Source organism: Gordonia sp. UCD-TK1, assembly GCF_001691435.1.
GTDB lineage: Bacteria > Actinomycetota > Actinomycetes > Mycobacteriales > Mycobacteriaceae > Gordonia > Gordonia hongkongensis.
The window spans coordinates 37,723-58,818 of record NZ_LZMP01000026.1 but is presented as its reverse complement, the minus strand read 5'-3'; the positions used below and the strand labels follow the sequence as shown (position 1 = coordinate 58,818).

18 protein-coding genes and 2 pseudogenes are annotated in these 21,096 nt (G+C 67.4%); 7 read left to right on the top strand and 13 right to left on the bottom strand.

What is annotated here, in order from left to right; translation table 11 throughout:
- The 3 genes and pseudogenes from A9310_RS15810 to A9310_RS15800 all read right to left on the bottom strand — a co-directional run.
- Window positions 1-203, bottom strand: a pseudogene (locus A9310_RS15810) (IS5/IS1182 family transposase); the annotation flags it as partial.
- Window positions 204-279: 76 nt separating this feature from the next.
- Window positions 280-2,181, bottom strand: coding sequence for an alkyl/aryl-sulfatase (locus tag A9310_RS15805; protein WP_065631446.1), 1,902 nt, complete (start codon window positions 2,179-2,181; stop codon window positions 280-282).
- A 111-nt stretch (window positions 2,182-2,292) separates the two neighbouring features.
- Window positions 2,293-3,285, bottom strand: coding sequence for a TIGR00341 family protein (locus A9310_RS15800; RefSeq protein WP_065631445.1), 993 nt, complete (start codon window positions 3,283-3,285; stop codon window positions 2,293-2,295).
- 119 nt (window positions 3,286-3,404) lie between these two features.
- Here A9310_RS15800 and A9310_RS15795 point away from each other — a divergent pair, with 119 nt between their 5' ends.
- From A9310_RS15795 to A9310_RS15775, 5 genes are all read left to right on the top strand, one after another.
- Entirely contained in the window at window positions 3,405-4,520 is a 1,116-nt protein-coding gene (locus A9310_RS15795; protein WP_065631444.1) for an ADP-ribosylglycohydrolase family protein, read from the top strand.
- A 235-nt stretch (window positions 4,521-4,755) separates the two neighbouring features.
- Complete coding sequence (locus A9310_RS15790; RefSeq protein ID WP_254661278.1) at window positions 4,756-5,970, top strand: MFS transporter; 1,215 nt, start codon at window positions 4,756-4,758, stop codon at window positions 5,968-5,970.
- A gap of 218 nt (window positions 5,971-6,188) precedes the next feature.
- The gene (locus A9310_RS15785) at window positions 6,189-7,433 is read left to right on the top strand and encodes an HNH endonuclease signature motif containing protein (protein WP_065631443.1); all 1,245 of its coding nucleotides are present in this window, start codon (window positions 6,189-6,191) and stop codon (window positions 7,431-7,433) included.
- A 296-nt stretch (window positions 7,434-7,729) separates the two neighbouring features.
- Window positions 7,730-8,512: an MFS transporter gene (locus tag A9310_RS15780; RefSeq protein ID WP_065631442.1), complete on the top strand. Its 783-nt coding sequence runs from the start codon at window positions 7,730-7,732 to the stop codon at window positions 8,510-8,512.
- Window positions 8,513-8,539: 27 nt separating this feature from the next.
- Entirely contained in the window at window positions 8,540-9,025 is a 486-nt protein-coding gene (locus A9310_RS15775; protein ID WP_065631441.1) for an NAD(P)H-dependent oxidoreductase, read from the top strand.
- 39 nt (window positions 9,026-9,064) lie between these two features.
- Here A9310_RS15775 and A9310_RS15770 read toward each other — a convergent pair whose 3' ends face one another.
- Window positions 9,065-9,817 carry a hypothetical protein gene (locus A9310_RS15770; RefSeq protein ID WP_065631452.1) on the bottom strand — a complete coding sequence of 251 codons (753 nt, stop codon included), beginning with the start codon at window positions 9,815-9,817 and terminating at the stop codon, window positions 9,065-9,067.
- Between the two features lie 228 nt (window positions 9,818-10,045).
- Between A9310_RS15770 and A9310_RS26610 the strand changes: the two are divergent.
- Together A9310_RS26610 and A9310_RS15765 are read left to right on the top strand one after the other, a co-directional pair.
- A pseudogene (locus A9310_RS26610) lies at window positions 10,046-10,270 on the top strand (TetR/AcrR family transcriptional regulator); the annotation flags it as partial.
- Window positions 10,271-10,279: 9 nt separating this feature from the next.
- On the top strand, window positions 10,280-10,714 hold the full coding sequence (locus tag A9310_RS15765) for a hypothetical protein (protein ID WP_368072718.1): 435 nt from the start codon (window positions 10,280-10,282) through the stop codon (window positions 10,712-10,714).
- A gap of 10 nt (window positions 10,715-10,724) precedes the next feature.
- Here A9310_RS15765 and A9310_RS25245 read toward each other — a convergent pair whose 3' ends face one another.
- The 9 genes from A9310_RS25245 to A9310_RS15720 form a co-directional block, all read right to left on the bottom strand.
- On the bottom strand, window positions 10,725-12,293 hold the full coding sequence (locus A9310_RS25245; protein ID WP_083207406.1) for an oxygenase MpaB family protein: 1,569 nt from the start codon (window positions 12,291-12,293) through the stop codon (window positions 10,725-10,727).
- 105 nt (window positions 12,294-12,398) lie between these two features.
- Window positions 12,399-13,784 carry an amidohydrolase family protein gene (locus tag A9310_RS15755; protein WP_065631439.1) on the bottom strand — a complete coding sequence of 462 codons (1,386 nt, stop codon included), beginning with the start codon at window positions 13,782-13,784 and terminating at the stop codon, window positions 12,399-12,401.
- The gene (locus A9310_RS15750) at window positions 13,781-14,392 is read right to left on the bottom strand and encodes a pyridoxal 5'-phosphate synthase (RefSeq protein ID WP_065631438.1); all 612 of its coding nucleotides are present in this window, start codon (window positions 14,390-14,392) and stop codon (window positions 13,781-13,783) included. The genes A9310_RS15755 and A9310_RS15750 overlap by 4 nt, the downstream gene beginning before the upstream one ends.
- Entirely contained in the window at window positions 14,389-15,180 is a 792-nt protein-coding gene (locus tag A9310_RS15745) for a creatininase family protein (protein WP_254661277.1), read from the bottom strand. Before A9310_RS15745 ends, A9310_RS15750 begins: the two co-directional genes overlap by 4 nt.
- Before the next feature lie 5 nt (window positions 15,181-15,185).
- The gene (locus A9310_RS15740) at window positions 15,186-16,517 is read right to left on the bottom strand and encodes an FAD-binding oxidoreductase (protein ID WP_058249772.1); all 1,332 of its coding nucleotides are present in this window, start codon (window positions 16,515-16,517) and stop codon (window positions 15,186-15,188) included.
- Window positions 16,514-17,692: a nitrate ABC transporter substrate-binding protein gene (locus A9310_RS15735; RefSeq protein WP_065631436.1), complete on the bottom strand. Its 1,179-nt coding sequence runs from the start codon at window positions 17,690-17,692 to the stop codon at window positions 16,514-16,516. The genes A9310_RS15740 and A9310_RS15735 overlap by 4 nt, the downstream gene beginning before the upstream one ends.
- Before the next feature lie 191 nt (window positions 17,693-17,883).
- Window positions 17,884-18,789 (bottom strand): ABC transporter permease, encoded by a 906-nt coding sequence (locus A9310_RS15730; RefSeq protein WP_058249774.1) that lies wholly within the window; start codon window positions 18,787-18,789, stop codon window positions 17,884-17,886.
- A complete protein-coding gene (locus tag A9310_RS15725) occupies window positions 18,786-19,556 on the bottom strand; it encodes an ABC transporter ATP-binding protein (protein WP_065631435.1) in 771 nt (256 codons plus the stop codon). The genes A9310_RS15730 and A9310_RS15725 overlap by 4 nt, the downstream gene beginning before the upstream one ends.
- Entirely contained in the window at window positions 19,556-20,890 is a 1,335-nt protein-coding gene (locus A9310_RS15720; RefSeq protein WP_065631434.1) for an amidohydrolase family protein, read from the bottom strand. The genes A9310_RS15725 and A9310_RS15720 overlap by 1 nt, the downstream gene beginning before the upstream one ends.
- Between the last annotated feature and the right edge of the window lie 206 nt (window positions 20,891-21,096).

The window sequence follows — 21,096 nt, the reverse complement described above, 5'->3', positions numbered from 1 at the left end:
AGCACGATCACCGACGCCATCGTGGCCGGCGGGATCGACGGACGGCCCCGGCCGCTGGGAAACAGGTCCGCGAACATCTCCGCAGGGAACAACTGCTCGCGATGAGCAGCCAAAAACGCGAACACACTGCCCTCGGCCAGCAAATGCCCGACGACCGAGTTCACATCCAGAAACTCACCCTGACGATCCGGCTCACCCTGCATACCCACCAGGATCCCAGCCCACCAGGCAAACCCGCTCACCCCACACCGAAACGACGCCGACTATTTCAGCAGTCTCCTAGGGTGTCACGATCGCGAAATCGGGATCCGGGTCGTCCAGGTAGCCGGCGAGTTCGCCGAATGCACTCGGATCACCGTCGACGCCGACGTCGCCCGCTTCGACGGCCGTACCGAGATCCACGAGCCCGAGGAGCAGCGTCAGCAGGGTCTGCTTGGTCAGGGTGAATGTGGCGGCGACGGGGTCGTCAGCGCTTGCCTGATCCACGTCGAAATGAACCAGGAGGCCGTTGCGCAACTCCGATCGGTGACGTCGGTGGGCGTCGGTGATGTGCCAGTCGAGGACGATGTGGGCGTCCCAGGCCGCCGGCCCGTCGACTCGCAGGGCGACGGCGTCGAAGAGCTGATCGACCGACATGGCACTCGCGATGTCGGCGGCCGCAGCCGTGGTCGGAGTCCCAACCGGCCCGTTGCGCAACTCGTATGCGCCCATGAGATAGAAGTTGCGCCAGGTGCCGTTCTCGGAGCCGTAGCCGAGTTGCTCGAGCGTGTCCGCCTGGAGACTTCGCGCCTCCGCGTGTGTCGGGTCGGCGAAGATGACGTAGTTCAGGACCTGGGCGACCCATCGGAAGTCACCGTCGTCGAACGATCGGCGGGCCTTTCGGACCGCCTCGTCCGCACCGCCCATGAACTCGACATGCCGTTTGGCCGATTCCACCGGCGGATGCTCCCAGAGGTGCGCCGGATTCCCGTCGAACCATCCCATGTAACGCTGGTAGATGGCCTTGACGTTGTGGCTCACCGAGCCGTAGTAGCCGTGCGTGTGCCAGGCGTTCGCGAGCGCGGGAGGTAACGCGATGTCCTCAGCGATCTCGAGACCGGTCCGGCCCTTGTTGAGCAGCCGAAGGGTCTGATCGTGGAGGTATCCGTAGAGGTCGCGCTGGAGGGACAGGAACTCCGTGAGCTCCGCGGTGCCCCAGGTGGGCCAGTGATGCGACGCGAAGAGCACGTCGGAGCGCGCCGCGAAATCGTTGATCGCCTCGGTCAGGTAGCGCGACCACACGTGCGGATCACGGACCAGTGCACCGCGCAAGGTGAGCAGGTTGTGCAGGGTGCGGGTCGCGTTCTCGGCCATACAGAGGGCGCGCATCTGTGGGAAGTAGAAGTTCATCTCGGCGGGTGCCTCGGTGCCGGGGGTCAACTGGAATTGGATGGTGACGCCGTCGACGGTCTCGGTCTGCCCGGTGGTGGTGACGTCGAGGGTCGGCAGGATCAGCGTCGCTGTTCCGGTTGACGTGGACTGGCCGAGGCCCGCGCCGATCGCACCGCGCGGGCCCCTGGGCAGCGCGGCGCCGTACATGTAGGCGGCTCGTCTCCCCATAGCGGTTCCGGCGTAGACGTTCTCGGCGACCGCGTGCTCGACCATGCCTGCCGGCGCGATGACCTGGCACTCGCCGGCGTCGACGGCCTCTTGGGTGGTGACTCCCTTGACGCCGCCGAAATGGTCGATGTGCGAATGGGTGTAGATGACCGCGGTCACCGGCCGATCACCACGATGCTCCCGATAGAGGCGCAGGCCGGCGGCCGCGGTCTCCTGCGAGATCAGTGGGTCGATGACGATGACGCCGGTGTCGCCCTCGACGACGGTCATGTTCGACAGGTCCAGGCCGCGGATCTGGTAGATCCGATCGGTCACCTCGAAGAGGCCTTGTCGGGCAACGAGACCCGACTGCCGCCACAAGCTGGGGTGGGCGGTGGCAGGCGCCTCGTCGGCGAGGAAGGAGAATTCATCGCAATCCCACACCGGCTTCCCGTCCTGGCCGGCGATGGCGGGGGGATCGAGTTCGGCGACGAGTCCGCGCGTGGCGGCGTCCAGGTCGCGGGTGTCCTGGAACGGGAGGTGATCGTGGGCGGACGAATTCGCCTGTGCCACAGCAGGGGATGCGTCTCGAGAGAGAGCCATGTGCTTGACCTCGTCGATTCTCGGTTGAGTGCGTACGGTGACGTTCTCGGTGAGCTATGCGTACGTACCACTCTGTCAGAAGCGCGGATGCCTCGCCGGGGTTCGGCACGCTCAGTTGACACCCGACCGCTCGCCGACGGTGTGGACGACGACGACCTCGGGGTCCCAGGGGACCAACTCGTCGACCGTCGTCTGGAGCTCGTCGATCGGCGGCAGGTCCTGTGGGGCGAGCACACTGACGGTGACCGTACTGCCGGTCCAGCTGACACCGGTGACCTCGGACGAGTCGTTCCCGCCCGATCCGAGCCACGACTCCGCCGCGGTCGCGATCTGCCGGGACCACAGTGACGAGAGCGAGTTCGCGACCATCGGGACGGTGACGACGACAAGAGCTACGGCCAGTGCCGCGTAGGCCCGGCGTCGAGGGGCCCTCGGATGTTCCGCACCGGCGAGATCGGCGGCCTCTCGGCCATAGCCTGCGATCGTCAACACGACGAGGCTCGTGATGATCATCGCGACCACGTTCGACGCGAACAGCACGAAGGCGCCCAGTGCGAGCGACGGGGCTCCCGACCCGAGGCAGACGCCGACGACCCCGAGTGGCGGCACCAGGGAGATGGCGATGGCCACGCCGGGCAGCACATCACCGACGTCGCGACGGGTGATGGCGATCGCGCCGACGAGGCCGGTGGCGAGGGCGGCCAGGAGGTCGACGAGCGTCGGTGACGTCCGGCCCAGCACCTGTGAGTTGGAGAGCACGTTCGTCGGATTGGGTAGCAACTGAGCGAACACGACGCCCAGGATCGTCACCAGGATGACCCCGGCGATCACGTAACCGACACTCGCGAGCATGAGTCGACCACGGCCGGTGGCGATTCCGAGTCCGATGCCGAGGATCGGTGTCGACAGCGGCGCGACGATCATCGCCCCGATGACGGTCGCCGTGCTGTCGGCGACGACTCCCGAGACCGCGATGACGCCGGACAGCGTGAGCATCAACCAGAAGGCGCTGCGTTTGGCGGTGCGGTCGCCGACGGAGAAGTCGAGGCGCTCGACGATCTCGTCCAGGCTGCGACGCTGTGAACCGGGGATGAGGGAGAGCACGATCGGAGCCCCTTCGTCTCGAGGTCCTCTGAAAGTACCCGTTCGCGGTCCGCTGTCCAGCAGAGTCGGCGCAACCGTGTGACCATGGATGAACGCCGGGGAAAGCACAGGGGGCGAACATGGATCGGTTCACCGGATGTCTGCTCGCCGGTGCTGCCGGCGACGCGCTGGGCGGGGCAGTCGAGTTCTCGACTCGGGACGCGATCCTGGAGAGGTTCGGACCCGCGGGCATCACCTCCTACTCCGAGGCGTACGGCGGCCTCGGCACCATCACCGACGACACCCAGATGACGCTGTTCACTGCGGAGGGTCTGCTGCGCGCCTGGGCCCGCGACTGCGCGGGAGGCATCTCCTGCTACGCGGCCACGACGGCCCGCGCATACCTGCGGTGGTTCATCACGCAGGGCGGCCATCCGCGGCACGGCGTGCTGGCGACGACCGAACGGTCCAGCTGGCTGGCAGGGCACCAGCAGTTGCACAGCCGACGGGCACCCGGCACCACCTGTCTCGAGGCGCTCCGGGTGACCACTCGTCCGGGCGTCCCGGCCGACAACGACAGCAAGGGCTGCGGAGGTGTCATGCGGGTGGCGCCGGTCGGTTTGTTCGCGGCCCGCGCGGACTGGTCTGCCGCAGGCACTTTCGACCTCGCGACCACACTCGCGGCGCTCACCCACGGCCATCCCTCCGGTTCGCTTCCCGCCGGCGTTCTCGCGGTCGCGGTCCGCGAGCTGATCGACGGAGCCGGCCTGCCGGAGGCGCTGGCGACGGCGAAGGGCATCCTCCGGGATCGGGCCGGTCACGAGGAGACCCTTGCCGCACTGGAGGCCGCGGAAGTCCTCGCCGGTTCGGGCCTGTCCCACGAGTCGGCGATCACGCGCCTCGGCGGGGGCTGGGTCGGAGAGGAGGCGCTCGCGATCGCCGTCTACTCCGCGCTGGTGGCCGACGACCTCGAGGACGCGGTGATCATCGCGGTCAATCACGACGGCGACTCGGACTCCACCGGCGCGATCGCAGGCAACCTGCTGGGTGCGCGCGACGGGGTCGAGGCCATCCCGCCGCGCTGGCTGGAGCCCCTCGAACTGCGCGACGTCATCGCCGAGATGGCGGGCGATCTACACGAGTTCGTGGACTGGGACATCACCGAGACCGATGAACCGGCCGGGTCGGGCAGTTGGGTCGAGAGGTATTGGGGACCCCGTCCGGGGGCGACTCCGGACCTTCGCCCCGTGGGCTGAGTTTCCGGCGCGACCGGCGCCATCGTCGTCACCCGCCAGAACGTGGCAGGTCAGCGCCTCGGCGTCGGGGCGACGAGGTGCGCAATACGACGGCCACGACGGGGTTGCCCGATGGTCACAGACGTCGGTTTGAGTTCTCCCCATGGCAGTCGCTCTGAGATCCGACCGTGGAATCCGTGTGCTCACAGGCGCTTCCGGGGTCGGGTTCATTCTCGCCATCTGCGGCTCGAATGCGATGACGCCACTGCTCCCGGGATACATGGMCACCCATGAGTTCGGGCCCGCCGCGGCGTCGGTGCTGTTCGCCACCTACTTCATCGCCCTGATCATCATCCTGTTGATCTCGGCTCGCGGCCCGCTCATCCGGCACAGCCGCACGGTGTTACCGCTCGCTCTCCTCGCGGCGATCGTCGGCGACCTCCTGCAGATCGTCGGCGCATCGGTCGACGTGCTGCTGTTCCCGGGACGGTTCCTCACCGGGGCGTCGGTGGGCCTGAGCACGGGCGCCGCCGCGGCGATCATGGTGGCCGCCCGCGGCGAACGGGGTCGTGCGTTCATCGCCTCCGGTTCGCTCATCGGCGCCGGAAGCGGGCTGGTCGCGGCCATCGCGATAGCCGTGTTCCTGCCCTGGCAGCTGGTCACGGTGTACGCGATCCACGCCGCGGCGACCGCGGTATGCCTGATCGTCTTGCTCGTCGGTCTGCGTCTGGCTCCCGGTTTGCTTGCGTATGACAATGATTCGTCGACGGACGATGCCTCAGCGCCGCAGTCGACACACGCTCACACCGGCGACCTCGACGTCCACAACGGCGACCTCGACGTTGCGGGTACGCGTCGTCGAGATCCCGGTGCCTATCTGGTCGGCGCGCTGGCGTGGGCGATCGGGACGCTCGCGGTGGGCGCGATGCCCGCCGCGATCCTCGCCACCGGAGCGAGCGACTCGCTCCTCGTGGCCCAATGTGTCGGTGGCGCATGTCTGTTGGTCTCGATGGTCGCGAGTCTCGCCGGCGTGGGGGTGCGGCTCGTGACGACGCTACCGGCGGTCGGCGTGCTCCTGGTCGTCGGATGGTCGACGGCGGTGGTGGGTCTCGTCCTCGGCCGGCTCGACGTGATCGTCCTGGGTACGGTCGTCGGCGGGATCGGTCAGGCCGGGGGGGTACCGAGTGGCGCTCGCCGCTGTCACCCGCGGTCTCGGCGCCGTCGAGCAAGGTCGTGTGGCGTCGCGGTTCTCCGCCTTCGCCTACAGCGGTGCGGGTGTGATGGTGGTGCTCGACGGTGTCGCCGGCCAGGCAGTCGGGACCCTCGGTGGCGCCATCGTCACCGGCGTCGTCTACGCCGCGGTCGCGGCCGTCGCCATCGGTCTGGTCGTTCGACGAACCTTTCCGCGCCCCGATCCGAAAGTCCGCAGTACCGCAGGTGTGATGGCGGCTTCTCAGGGAGCAGGCATTGACGCTCGCAAGCTCGCTCCTCGGGGAACGGGTCATGAGTGACTCGGGCGCACCGGCTCTGACCAAACGTGTGGGACTGATGGGGCTTCTGTTCACCACAGTCCACCACGGTTCACCGCTGGGGCACGAGTGACAGCGACTGCTGTGCAACAGGATTCGATGACAATGAGGGCTGTGGAGAAACTTCGTCGTCGAACGTGATTGCGAGTAGCTTGGTGTCATGCCCTCGATCATCGAACTCCGCGACACCCTCATCTCACTGCCGTCACCACCCGACGACGGCAGTGGCCGTGCTCTGCACGAACGACTCGACGAACTACGGATGCTGCGCAACGTGCTCGATCACCAGATCGCCGTGCATACAGCACTTTTCGATGCCACGGGTGCCGCGGTACGGGCGGGGTCGACGACGCGAAACGTGTTGATCGAGATGGGCATGCCACCCGCGGCCGCGCACCGTCATGTGCGTATCGCCGGCGGGTTGGGGTTGGTGCCGAAGGTTGCCGACTGCGCTGCCGAGGACTATCTGTCTGCTGAGTGTGTCGACGCGGTGATCCGTGGGATCACTCTGGTGGACAAGCGTTCGGCGTCAGCGTTGTCCGACGACGACCGGTCAACGTTCGAGAGCGAGTTGCTCGCGCAGGCGTTCTCCGGTGCCACCCCTGCCCAGATCGACAACCACGCCCGCGGGATCGCCATTCGGGTCGCCGACACCGACCCCGCCGCCTTGCCGGCGGCCGATGATGCGTCGCTGAACACCGTGCACACCCACATCACCGAGGAGGGTCGGGTCGCGATCACCGCAGATGTGACCGCGGTGATCGGGGAGAAGTTCGTGTCGATGATCGACGAACGGTCCTGTCCGCGTCCCGAACCCGACGGCGCTGCCGACCGTCGAGGCGTGGCCGAGCGCCGTGCAGATGCACTGGAACTGTTGTTGGATCAAGCTGCGATCGGCGCGGCGATGACCACCGCCGGAGCACCACGCACCCAACTGCTGGTGACCATTCCTGCCGATGGGGTTGGTCCGGCTCGGCTGCCGTGGATGGGTGCGGTGTCAGAGTCGACGGCGCGGCCGCTGTCGTGTGATGGTGGGGTGGCCGAGATCGTCCTTGACAACGAAGGGGTGCCGTTGCGGATGGGCACTACGAAACGTCTGTTCCCGCACCATCTGCGGCAGGCGATCGTCGTGCGCGATCAGTGTTGCGTGAAATGCGGTGCCCCCGCAGCACATACCCAAGTGCACCACCTCGTCCACTGGGCCGATGGCGGTCCGACCGATCTGGACAACGGGTGCCTGTTGTGCCAGCGCTGTCACACCCAGGTCCATCACCATGGCTGGCAGGTGGTGATGGGTCCCGACCGGCACCCCTGGCTGATTCCGCCCGCCGACATCGACCCGAAACGCCTACCTCGACCCGCCTACAACCGGCGCACCATGCGACTCGACGAAGCCCTCGTCTAGACAGTCCACGCGAACACTCCACAGACCCTCCGGCGTCGACCCCGGCGCCACACGATCCTTGACAACTCCACAGTGTGAAACCTCCTTCTGCTCAACGGGATGCTGTAACGAGCAATGGCGTATACCCGACGCTCCATGGGAGCAGTGGGCCCGGGCCTCCGCAAGCTCAGGGCGCTCCTCAGGAGCGGGGAGACGTCCCGCCGCAAGCTTCGGGCGCTAGGCGGCGGGGGTGTCTCGCTCGCAACCTCAATAGAGTTCGCGACGCAAACCGGACACTGGTGCCTACCTTGGATCACATGACACCCACACGCGTCTCCGGTCCGATCACCTGGCTTGCCGTGTTCCTGGCGGTCGCGCAGGTGGTCGCGCCCGTGGTCCCGTTCTCCGGCTTCGGCGCCTCGCCCAACGAGTCGACCACTGACCTGTTGATCACCCCGGCGGGCTACACGTTCTCGATCTGGAGTCTCATCTACCTGCTGTCGATCGTCTTCGCCATTGCCGTGGTGTGGAAAGGTGCCACCGGGACCGACGACCCGCGGCGTCTGCTCATCGACCTCGAAGTCGCGTTCGCCGGCGCGGCGGTCTGGATTCTGGTGTCGGCAGCGGAGTGGACGTGGGTGACACCGATCGTGCTGACGGTCATGACGGTGGTCCTGCTCGACGCCGCCCGCATCGCCGCGAGACCGGCCGACGACGCGGCGCCCCGGTGGCTCATCGTCCTGACCCGCATCCTCGTCGGTGTCTATGCGGCCTGGGCCACCGCGGCGGTCTTCCAGAACTGGGCTGCGGCGATCGGTGCCGACCTCGCCGACCCTCGGTCCCTGGGATGGCAGCTGACCATCCTGCTCGCATGCGCCCTGCTCGGCCTCGCCGTGACCGCCGCCGTCGGGTCGGTGCTCGTCGCGTACCCGCTCACGCTGATCTGGGCGCTCGTCGGGATCATCGTGGCCGCCGAGGCCGCGACGACGGCGGTCGTCGGCGTCGCGATCGGGACGATCGTCGCGCTGGTCGTGACCACCGCGGCAGTGACGATACTGCGGCGTCGGGCGGGTGTGCCCGCTCCTGCTGCGGCACGATAGCCGGGACCCATACTCGAGAGGCGGACCATGACCACCACTGTTGTCGCCGGGAACCCGAAGCCCGGTTCGCGCACGCTCGACGCCGCCCGGCAGTTGGCGCGGGCACTGACCGGGACCGATCCCGACCACGTCGTCGACGTGATCGAACTCGGGCCGGGTCTGCTCGGATGGGGTGACGCCGCGGTCCAGGCCGCGGTCGACGTCGTCGCCTCGTCGGATCTCGTCGTGGTGGCGAGCCCGACTTTCAAAGCGACCTATACCGGCATCCTCAAACTGTTCCTCGACCAGTTCGCCACGGCCGAGGGCCTGCGCGATGTCGTCGCCGTCCCGCTGATGCTCGGGGCGGGCCCCGCGCACGCGATGGCGCCCGATCTGCTGCTCAAACCGGTCCTGGTGGAGCTCGGAGCGGTGTGCCCGGCACCCGGTCTGTACCTGATCGACTCGACCTACACCACCGATTCACGGATCGCCGACTACACCGACCGCTGGTCGTCGACGCTCCTCGGGTCCTGACCCCCCGACCGTGGCGATGTCGCGCCGTCACAGTGCGCCTCAGGACGCGCGGCCCAGCTTCACCTGTGCTTGCCGTAGGACCGCTGGGACCTTCGATGCCGCGAACAGGGTGCGGAACTGCCAACTGTCGTCGCGTGGCAGAATCCTCGTGCGCTGAAGCGCATCGAGCAGGTCGTAGAGCGTCTCCCCCTCTTGGAGGAGGCCGTCCTTGTTGAAGTGATAGCGATCCACGGCCGGGCACTGAACGAACCGGCCGTTGCCGTGGATGACCGGGGCCGTGTCGTCGTACGGGTAGAGACGCAGCGATCCGTCGAAATGTCCGCTTCCCATGTACCGGATCATGGTGCGGACGGTTCCCTCCGGTGTCACGTCCACGTACACCTGATCGGGAATCGGGTCATAACGCCAGTCGGGGATCGCTTCGAAGAATGCGAAGTTGTAGGTGACGAAGTCGTCGATCCCGACGATGGTCCGGCCGAAGGTCGTCACATCGGTGTATGTCATGTCGGCTGCGTATAATTCGTCGTTCAGACTCATGTCGCGGACGAGGAAGCTCCACCAGTACTTCTTCGCCCACGTCATCAGCCACGAGAAGTCCCGATCGAACGCTTTGCTGTACAGATCGAGCTTCGCCTCCCACATCGTGAACCACTCGCGGGTCGTGGCCTGGAGTTCCTCTTCCGAGAAAACGCGGATGGGTTCGCCCCGGTTCGAATCGAGGTACTCGGGTGCGGGTCGTGCGAGGCGGGGTTGCCGCAGCGCCTCCTGAAACATCTCTTCGCTGAACGTCATCGTCGGTCCTCTCTTCGGTGCCGCGGTGGCGGCGATGTCCGGGGTGGCGGCGCTGGTGACGGCGCTACCGGTGTTCGTTGTCGTTGTGCGAGTGCGCAACTCCGCGTTCGGTGTACTCGAGCCGAATGGCGGAAGGGGTGGAATCACACGCCCGGTAGAGGCGGCGCGTCGAACCTCGCACCAACGTGAATCACATGATTCCTCTTGCGGTGAGTACTGTCAAGGACGATGGTCGAAAGTGTGGAGAGGGGTCGGACGGTGGGTGATTCGTCGCAGAAACGGTGGCGAGGTCAGACGCTCCAGGATCGTTCTCTGAAGCGGCGCGACCAGCTCTTGGACGTCGGCGAGAGGTTGCTTGGAACCTCTGGTGCCGGTGCGGTGACGATGCGGGCGGTCGTGCGAGAAGCGGGCCTCAGTCCACGCTACTTCTATGAGAGCTTCTCTGGCCGAGACGATTTCCTCGTGTCGATATACGACCGGGTCGAGTCTCGAGTCCTCGAGCGGGTGGCCGCGATCGAGACCGGCGGCGATTTCCGGGCGTCGGTCCACGCGGTGTGCCGCGCGTGCGGTGAGTTCTTCGAGGAGGATCCGCGCCGTGCTCGCATCCTGCTCCGTGAGCCGCTGAGCGACGATGTCTTGCGTGAACACAGTGCGAAACGATCGCGGCTGTTCGTCGAGACGACCATGGGCCTGTTGGGGGTCGACGACGAGCTCGTTCCGACTCCGGGGCGCTTACCGATCATCGCGACCGGCCTGTCGGGTGCACTTGTCGCGCTCTACCTCGACTTCGCCGACGGCCGGTTGGCTGTCGATCGCGACGAACTTGCGGACGCCGCGGTCGAGATCGTCTGTGCCCTGGCTGAATCGGCGGGACTGCGCGGCGCGGCGCCCGAATGAGTCGACGGGGTCAGTGCACGGAGATCGGGCTCCGCGCGTCGTCGTCCTTCTCGAGTAGGAAGAAGTGTGGGCGGTCCTCCGCACGCGACTGCATGGCGCCCAGCACCACGTTCGGCCCGGCTGACTTGAACAGGTCGATGACCGGTTGCTTGTCGTAGATCATGGCGGCGGTTTGCTCTCCGCGGTAGTCCATCATGCGCACGGACGCGGCTGGGCGGTCGGCGGGCGTGATCGGGACCGTGGCGTTCAGAACCCGACGCAGCAACCGGTCGACCCGCTGCGGGAGTTTCGGTGGTCGAAGGAACAGTGGGGTGGGTATCAATGCCGGGTTCAAGGGGTGAATTCGCCCGGACTGGGTCTGGATCAGGATCGGCAGGGCATTGCCCTCGCCGTCGAAGTGCTTGCCGTACCAGCCGATCCGCTCCAGGGACCCATCCAGCCTGTGCTTCGTGAGGATCTCGGTACCGCGCCACCGTCCCCGCAACTCGCCGGCCTCGACGGCGGGTAGCTCGTCGAAGACTTGTTGTACCGCAGAGTATTCGCCGAAGGTGCGACCGTCGGCGTGCCGGGTGAGCTGCGTCGACGCGAACGGGAACGATTGCGGCTCCGTGTGCGACGCAGTGAGTCGCAGAGCGTTGTCGAGGAGCTGGGAGGTCAACGGGTCGTCGCGACGATACAGATCATGCACCTTCGTGGTGAGCGATGCGCTGCTGCCGAGGCGTCGGAAAAGGGGTTGCACGGCAACGTACATGAGACGGAGAAGCGGATCGGCGATCTTCGGCACGCCGTTGCCGCGTCGGAACACCTCGGGGAGAACGGCCAGACACATCAGTTCGGACAGTCCCAGCACCAGGTCGACCGCGACGTGCCGCGGACGACGGCCGTTGCCGAGTGTTGTCAGCAGTCGGATGGCGCGCAACCGGTCCGCAGACCAACCCTGCTTGGTCCGGAACTGGTCTGCGACCGAGTCGTAGTAGTCATCGAGCTGGTCCGGGCTGGTCGGGAAGGCGTCGCGGGGTACACCCATGAGAACAGCGATCTGGGCTCCCTCGGAAAGGTATTCGCACATCTCCTCTTCCGTGAGACGCCGAACGCGTCGCCCATCCTGGTAAGCGAAGTTCTCATACGCGAGCATTGCTGCGTGGACGATCGTGACCGCAGCGAAGAGCATGCTCGACTCGTCTGTGGCGGCATAACTCTCGCTGCTGCCGGCAATCGTCCCGCGCATCGGTCGGTGATAGTTGAACAGTTTGCGTGCGGCCAGGTCGGCCTGGCTCTTCGATCCGAAGAGAATCGGAGCGGGAACGCTGACCGTCCGCAGTACCCGCTCGAAGAAGGTGACCTGGGGTCCATCGGGGACTCGAGCGGTTCGCGACGGGGCGCCGAACACGGGATCGTGCTCAGCGAGAACATGCTGAAAGACGATGTGTGGAGATTCCAGTGCGTTGGTGATCTGGGCGATCATGACCTGCGTCGCAGGGTGCAGGAAGACTTTCCACGACCACGAGTCGGGGCCGAAATAGCCTACGTCTCCGTCGGCGGACCGCTCCAGCAACTCTGATCGGTCGGGTTCCGACATGGCTGTACCTCGTCTCGACGTCTGACATCGCACGTTACAGGAATCAGGTGATTCCTATGACCGTGGGATGGTGCCACCTGCATGGCGCCGTTGTCAACGGCAGCGTCAGTGGGACACGTCGAAGGGTGGGCGGACCGCATGAATCCCCGACTGCGCCGCTGACGCGATCATCCGCTCGGTGAGTTCGGAATCGGCCTGTGCGCGCAGCGGATCGGCGACGTCGCGGTCCCATACCGTGCGGCCACCCACCACGACCTCGCGTAGGTTGCGCAGTCCGCAACCGAGCACGTAGGTGGCGACGGGGTCCCAGATGGGGCCGAGGTGGGGGGAACGGGGATCGACGACGAGCAGGTCCGCGAACTTCCCGACCTCCAGCGAACCGACCTTGTCGGCCACGCCCATCGCCGATGCCGACCCGAGCGTGTGCAGGGTGAGCATGTCGACGGGGGTGAGAACAGCGGCGTCGCTGTGCTTTCCGCGCTGCAGGAACATACCGGTGCGCATGTTCTCGAACGGGTCCGACACGTCGGTGCACGACTGGTCGTCCACACCGACGCCGACGGTCACCGAATCCCGGAGCAGACGGGGGATGTCGGCGATCCCGGAACCGAGCCGACCGTTCGACATCGGCTGCCACACCACCGCCGAACCGGTGTCGCGCACACGCGCGACCATGTTCTCGGTGGGGTGCACGAAGTGTCCGAAGGCGAAGCCGGGGCCCAGAACGCCAGCGGCGTCATACCAGTCGAACTTCGACTGCTGGATCTCGATCTGCTCGGCAGTCTCGACGAAGTGCGCCTGATTGGTGATCCCGTACCGGTCCATCAGTGCCCGTTCGCGTTCGGCGGTCGCCTGCGACGACGACCACTGCACCGAGCCGTAGACCGAACCACCCAGATCGAGGTCGCGGTCGACGGTCGTCAGGTGGGTCATCACCTCGTCGAAACCGGCGAACGCGGCGTCCTCGCCGAGTTGCTCGTCGTCGAGTCGCACACTGGTGACGAATCGGATCCCGGTGGCCGCCAGGCCGTCCACCTGTGCGGTGACGAACTCCGGAGAATGCACCCGAGCCGCCTTGAGGACGGACTCCTCGTAGTCGAAGAGTGCCAGGACGCGCGACTGGGTGAAGTTGTACACGGAGGTGATCCCCGAGGACAGGTGATCGAGCCCGCCGGCCAGCGTCATCCAGTACAGGTCCTGCGCATCGGCGCCGAGCAGCATCGTGCTGTTGAGCGTGACCCATTCATAGAGTGGGCTGTTGGACGCCACCCCGCGCATCCCACCGGTGTAGATGTGACTGTGCGCCGAGACGAAACCGGGTGCGAGGAAGGCGCCGTCGAGGTCGTGGCGGGGGAGCGGTGCGTCGGCCGGCGGTGAGCCCTCGCCCATCCCGGAGATCCGGTCGTCCTCGCCCACCGACAGCCATCCCCAGAACCAGGGCCTATCGCCGCTGACCGGCAGTACGAGGGCGTTGTGGTAAGTGCCGGTCATCCCGGTAGAACCTCCGAATTCCAATGATTTCCGTTGCTGCTGAACCGTACTCGCTGCGACGGCCCGTCCGGGTCGCCGCGCCAGAAGGTGATCTCCCGCAAGTCGACGGCGTACCCGGTCCAGGTGGGCGGTGCGGTCAGTCGCGGGTGGGCCGAGTCGTAGTCGGACCATCGCCGACGCCGCTCCTCGGGTGGCATTGCGGCGAGGTCGTCGTCGTTCAGCCACGCCAGGAGTTGCAGATACCGGGAACGGCGCGAGTAGGCCTCGGACAGTTCGTCGTCCGGCGCTCGCCGGACGTCACCGTGCGCGACGACCTGACGGCCGACGGCGGGCCAGGCGATCGCGATCGAGGCCCGGGGGTTGTCGGCGAGTTCGGCCACCTTGGCCGACCGGCTGTCGGTGTGGAAGTAGACCGCGGTGTCGTCGGCCTCGGTGATCAGCACGTGTCGGACCCGGGGATAACCGTCGGGGCCGCACGTCGCCAGTGCCATCAACGGCCGTGGCTCGTCCGACGGGGGAAGCCAGTTCCGCAGCAGCGTCATCGGGTGGACCGAGAGCTGATCCGCGCTCGCGCAATCGGTTCCGAACCCGGTACCGCTGGTGATCAACGCGCCACCCGGCCCGGGTCGAAGGTGGCGATCTCCGGCAGCGCGGCGACCAGGTCCTCGACGCGCTCGTCGAAAAGCTTCGCGCCGATCGAGGCGTCGGCTCCAGTGGGGTCGCCGATCACCCCCGACTCGGCGAAATCGGTGGACAGCCAACCGAATCGGACGGTGCCGGCGAAACCGACGTGCCCGGCGTCGGCGACCGCGTCCGCCACCGTCGCGACCGCCTTGTCCATGTGCACGAGATCCGGCCGGAGGTGCAGCATCATCGAGGTCTCCGCCCAGCCCGCGTGGATACCGAGTCCGCGCTCGGTGGGACCGGGGTGACCCGGGCCGGAGGAGAAGAAGGTCTGCAGGTCGAACCGTCGTCGGAGTTCGCGCGCGGCGACCTCGATCAGTGCGGAGTTGCCGCCGTGCGCGTTAAGGAACAGCACACGACGCGCCGGGGTCTGTGCGAGCGACGCCCCGATGTCGACGATCGTCTCGAACAGGGTGCTCGCCCGCAGCCAGATCGTGCCCGGGAGCCGCGAGTGCTCGTCGGATTTGGTGTAACCCAGCGCCGGCAGGAGCCAGACATCGTGCCCCGCGGCGGCACCGCGGTCCACGACGGCCTCGGCGACCGACTCCGCGACGATGAGATCGGTGGCCAACGGCAGGTGCGGGCCGTGCGGTTCGATTGCGCCCGTGGGTAGTACGATAATCGAGTCCCGCGACAGGGTGGTGCCGATCTGTTCGGTGGTCAGCTCGGCATAACGCCGATGCGCGGCCGGGCGCGTCGTCCTGGTGGTCACCGTGTTCACATCCACCTTCCGGGATTGAGCAGACCCTTCGGGTCGGTCTGGTGCGCCAGCGCGCGGACGCGCTCGGCATCGAGATCGACGTACCACTGGTGCGGGGAGTGGACGCCGACCCCGAGATCCTCGAGTGCGGCGACGCCGTCGATGACCTGCTGCGGACTGCGGTAGATCCCGTTGAGCATCCCGAACATCATCTCGTGGCCGACCTCGAGATGCAGCATGCCGCCCTCGTACACCTTCTCCACCTCCTCGAGCCGGGTGACGAGTGCGTCCCCGCGTACCTCCATGTGGAACCACCTGTCCGGCTGCGACTTCTGTAACCACCACGTCGGGTGGTTGTAGGACAGCGTCGACAGCTTGACCGTCTCGGCGATGCCCTCGCGGACCGCTTCGACGCGGCCGCCGGCGGCGACGACCAGGTCGGTGGTCTCCGCCAATGCCCGGGCGTCGATGATCCCGCGCACGCTGGCGCGACCGCGGACGAGCGCGGGGTCGTCGGGCAGCGCCCCCGTGATGACGGGGCCGTCCGCGGACAGCAGACGCGGCTTCGGTTCGACCGCCGCCAGTCGGAGCGCCGCGTCGAACGCCTCGCGTGTGGAGCCGAAACTCGCGTACACGCAGCGCCATTCCTGCAGCGGTTCCACCCGGACGGTGGCGCCGACAATGATGCCGGCGACCCCGTAGGTGTGCACGAACGGGGTTGCGTCGTCGCCCTCGAGATGGACCACCTCGGCCTCGCCGGTCGCATGGACGACATCCAGTGCGTCGACGAACCCCTGATGGTTGCGGCCGTGCACGATCGTGCCGGTACCAGCCGAACCTCCCGCCAGGAACCCGCCGAGCGTCGACTGGACGGTCGACGGGTACATCCACAGCTGGCTGCCGTGCGACCATGCGGTCTGTTCCAGGTTGATCATCCGCGCGCCCGCCTGGGCGGTGACCGAACGGTCGGTGACGTCCCCGATCGCGGTCAGCGACGTCATGTCGAGGACGAGTCCGCCGAAGCGCGGGATGACCTGGCCGTAGTTCCCGGTTCCCTTGCCGCGCGTGGTGATCGGTACGCCGCGGGCGACCGCCGCGCGGACGATGTGGGGCACCGCGTCGGCCGTGCGTGGGTAGCACACGAGATCGGGTCGGCCGAGATCCTGCGCCGACAGGATCGGACTCATCCCCGAGCCGTCGCGGGCCGCGCGTTCGAGCGCGCGGGGAAGTGAGCTGATGCCACGCGGGCCGACGATCGCGAGCAGGTCGTCGGCCAGCGCATCGACGTCCTCGGGGCCGAAGTCGGGGCGTCCCTCGTCGGTACCGACCGCGACCACCGGAGCGGTCATGACGGCAGGCCCACCGAGGTGTCGATGAAGCGGTTGGTCGCGATCGCCTCGGGCGTCAGGCCGTCGGCTGCGGGCGTGCCCTGCTCGGTGAAGATCGGCCCGGTCACCTCCATCACGCGGGCGACGCGGGCGGTGTCGAAGTTGCCGATCGTCGTGTCGGTGCCGTTGCTCACCAGGTCGAGGTCGGCCATCGTCTGGCGGGCGTAGTCCGCGTTGCGCTGGGAGTACACCCACCCCGTGTCGTACTGCTCGACGGCGTCGAGGATGACCGCGTCCGCCGCCTGCGGCGACGCCAGGTAGTCGACCGACCCGCGCTGCAGCACCGGGACGAGCTGCTCGAGGCAGGCGGCGTTCTCCTCCAGTGCGTCCGTGCGAACCGCTACCGACGACTTGTAGATCGGATATCCGACCTCGTGGATCAGCTGGTACTTCACCGGCTTCTGCCAGCCCTCGACCTCTTCCTGGTAGACCTGCGGCTCGGAGCTGGCGAACCCCTGCTGGGCGGTCTTGCCGCCGTCGGAGACGAAGTTGGCCGGCGACCCGTCGTAGCTGCCGTCGACCTGCGCGGGGGAGAGGACGCCCGACCCGGTCAGGTAGTCCATGTAGGTGGCCCCCTCGAAGTACAGGACGCGCGCGTTCGCCGCCTTGAGGTCGGCGATCCCTTGGACCTGCGGGTAGGTGGCGGGATCCCACATGATCATCTGCGGACTGATGTCGAGCGGTGCCATGACCGCCGTCGTCGGGTTGTCCTTCGAGTTCTGGATGGCCTGATCGGTGTCGACGTAGCCGAGGAGGATCTCCGGGTCGGAGTACATCTGCGAGGTCACCGACTGGAAGCCGATGGCGGGTCCGCCGGCCCGGATCTCGATGTCGACGCCGGTGTATTCGCCGCGGTCGAAGAGCGGACCGACGACGCGCTTGTTGCCGGCATTGATCGTGGGGTCGGGGCCGAGGAGTTGGTAGAGGTGGCCGTGTTCGGCCTCAGGGTTCCAGTCGGTCTGGATGACGACCTTGTCGGGACAGTTGGCGCTCAGGTCGACCGGGCCGACCGCCCCCGTGTAACCGGAGGATTCGGTGCTCTCCCCGGAACTGCACGCGGCGGTGAAGGCGAGGGCGGCGGCGACGACGGCGACACCGGTGGTCTTGGACAGGCGACGCCAGACGGGTGTGTTCATGAGATGAGTTCCTTTTCGGGGTGAAAGATTCCGGAAGTTGAATGGAGGATCATGGGGTGTCGACGACAGGGGACCCACCCGCTGGTTGAGCCGGCACCGAGCGCAGCGAGGAGCCGATACCCCCGCTGGTTGAGCCGGCACCGAGCGAAGCGAGGAGCCGAGTCGAAACCACCCGGCGAGAGAAGATCAGGTCAGCGCTGGTACCAGCGTCCGACGATGCGGTTGCCCAGCCAGCCGAAGAACCAGAAGACGGCCACGCCGAGAAGTGAGGCGAGCACGATCGAGGCGAACAGTTCCTCGGCTTGCAGTCGCGACCGGTAGTTGTCGATCAGGATGCCGATGCCGGGATTGCCCTGCTTGAAGAAGAAGTCGCCCACGATGGCGCCGACCACCGACAGGCCCGCCGAGATGCGGAGACCGGCGAAGATGGCCGGCATGGCGGCGGGGAACTCCAGCTTGCGCAGGATGGTGACGCGGCTCGGACGGTGCAGGGCGAAGAGATCCCGCATCTGCCGGTCGACCGATCGGAGGCCGAACAGGGTGTTGGAGACGATCGGGAACAGTGAGATCAGTACACAGACGAAAACCCGTGCACTGAAGCCGAATCCGAACCAGAATCCGACCAGGGGGACGAGCGCCAGGATCGGGACGCACTGCAGCACCACGGCATACGGGAAGAGGGCGTTCTCCATCAGCCGTGACTGCGACATGATCACCGCCCACGTGATGCCGATGATCGCGGCGATCGCCAGGCCGGTCAACGCGACGGTGGCCGTGCGGCTCAGGGCCTCCCACATCGCCTGGGCGGAGTCGCCCAGCAGTCCGTCGGTGACGACCTGGTGCGGGGGCGGCATCAGGAATCGACGGCCGGGATCGAGCACCGCGTAGCTGACGAGGTACCACGCGCCGATGACCAGGCCCAGGACGACGAGCGGCGCGGCGATCCCGACCATCTTCGATCGGGAGCGGCCCCGTCGGCCCGTGCGTGCGGCCACGGCGAGTTCGGTGGTGGAGCCCGGGTCGGGTGTACCGGCCTTGCCGGTTTTCGGGGTTCGCACGCCCGGGGCGGTCTCGGTGCCGGTGTCGGGGGCGCTCATGAATGTGCCTCTCGGAGTGCGCGGGAGATCCGGCCGGCGATCGCGCCGAACTCCGGCTCGAAACGCAGGTCGGGCGACCGGGGATAGTCGAAGGGGACCTCGATCTCGTCGACGATGGATCCCGGCCGTCCCGACATCACCAGGACACGCGTGGACAGGAACGCCGCCTCGGCGACCGAGTGGGTGATGAACAGGCCGGCAAAGCGTTTGACGGCGAACAGCTCGGTCAGGTCGGTGCCGAGCCGTTCGCGGGTCAGTTCGTCGAGTGCGGCGAACGGTTCGTCGAACAGGAACAGGTCGGGATCGAGCGTCAGCGAGCGGGCCAGCGACACCCGCATCCGCATGCCGCCGGACAGCATGTGCGGCAGGTGCTTGTCGAACCCGGTCAGCCCGACCGTCTCCAGCGCGGCGCGGACGCGTTCGCGCCGTTCGGCTTTCGGTGCACCGTCGAGTTCACCGAGCAGTGCGACGTTGTCGGCCACGGTCCGCCACGGGAGCAGGGTGGCGTCCTGGAACACGTAACCGATCCGTTCGGCACCGCTCTGCAGGTAACCGTCGGTGATCGTCTCCAGGCCCGACGACAACCGCAGGAGGGTCGACTTGCCGCATCCCGATGGGCCCACGACGCTGACGAACTCGCCCTCGCGCACGGCGAGGTTCACGTCGCGGAGGGCGTGGGTGCCGTCCGGATAGGTGAGCTCCACGTGCTCGAAGCCGACGAGCGGGTGACCGAGTGCCGGTCTGTGGGTCGTTGCTGGTGAACTCATCATCTCTCCATGCCGACGGGGGACAGACCCAGCGGTGATGCTGCGGCTGCGGACATTCCGGCCGGTGATGCTCCTGCCGGGGACGGAACCGGGAACGACGGGAACGCCGTCCAGGTGGTGGACTCGGTGCGTGCGACCGCCGTTCCGTTCACGATCACGACCCGGTCGGCCGGCGCGGTGGCGATGACCTCGGTGAGATCGGCGCCGCGGATGGCGACGAGGTCGGCGCGGGCTCCGACGACGGGGCCCGCGGGCTCCAGTCCGAGCACGGCACGCGCCTCGGAGGTGACCAGTTCCGTTGCGGTGTGGGGGTTCTGATGTGCCGCGGTGATCAGCAGGGCGGCGGTCTCGAGCGGGTCGGCCCGGCCCACGGGATTGAACGGGTCGCGGATGTTGTCCGCACCACCGGCGACGCGGACGCCGTGGTCGCGCAGCACGTCGATCGGCGTGATGCCTCGTCGCCCCGCGGACGGTCCGGATCGGCCCTGGAGGTACAGGTTAGTCACCGGCAAGGCGACGACCGAGACACGGGCCCGCGCGAGCGCCCGTGCAACCCGTTGTAGATCCTCCGAGCTCAGGGTGTCGAGGCGGCAGCAGTGGCCGGCCGTGCGGATCCGGTCGTCGGGCCACTCGGCGACGCGGGCGGCGAAGGCCTCGATGGTCAGGTGGTCGCCGTCGAGGAACTCATCGACGTGCAGGTCGGCGCCGATGCCGCGCGCTTCGGCGAGGTCGAGCAGTCTCGTGAGCTCGGCGAGCGGGTCGTCGGCGATGTGCGGGGCCCCGCCGACGAGGTCGACGCCGGCGTCGAGCGCGGCCTCGATGTGCGCGGTGGGCGTGAGTGGGCTCGCCAGGACCGCGACCTGGATGTCCATCAGTCCGCGCAGGTGATCCCGGACCTCGATGAGTACGCGGACGGCTCGCAGTGGGTCGTCGTGCGAGAGCACGTCGGCGTGGGTGCGCACCGCGGTGATGCCGTTGCGCAGCATGGACGAGGTCGCCCGGAGAGCGCGCGTCCGGAAGGACTGCTCATCGAGGGAGACGCTGCCGGCCCGCCAGGAGGCGATCGCGGCGTTGAGGTCGCCGCTCGGCGGTGACAACTCCGGCCACGACAGGGCCTTGTCCAGGTGGGCGTGGGGTTCGGCGGCGGGTGGGAGCAGCAGGTGGTCGCGGAGATCCAGCCAGTCGGCGGGATGTGGGACATCGGGAGAGAACGGTGTGACGGCGCGGACGCGGTGGATACCGTCGGCATCGGCGGACAGCTCGACATCGACCACTGACCCGTCGGCCAGTGATCCGGTGATGCCCGGCACGGGCGCTGTCTGCTGAGTCGGCATTGATGACACTTCCTCGAGAACATCGAAATGGCGTGCGACGGTGCATGACTGGGTCGGTGGTCCCGCTGTGGCTGGGGTCGGCGGGGGTGGGGCGGTTCGTGATACTTGTTGATCACGTCAACACGTCCGAATATAGGAATGCGCTGTTGCCACGACGTTAACCAGCGCTGCGGGCGTGTAACCATCGGTTCTGCAGGAAGGGTGTG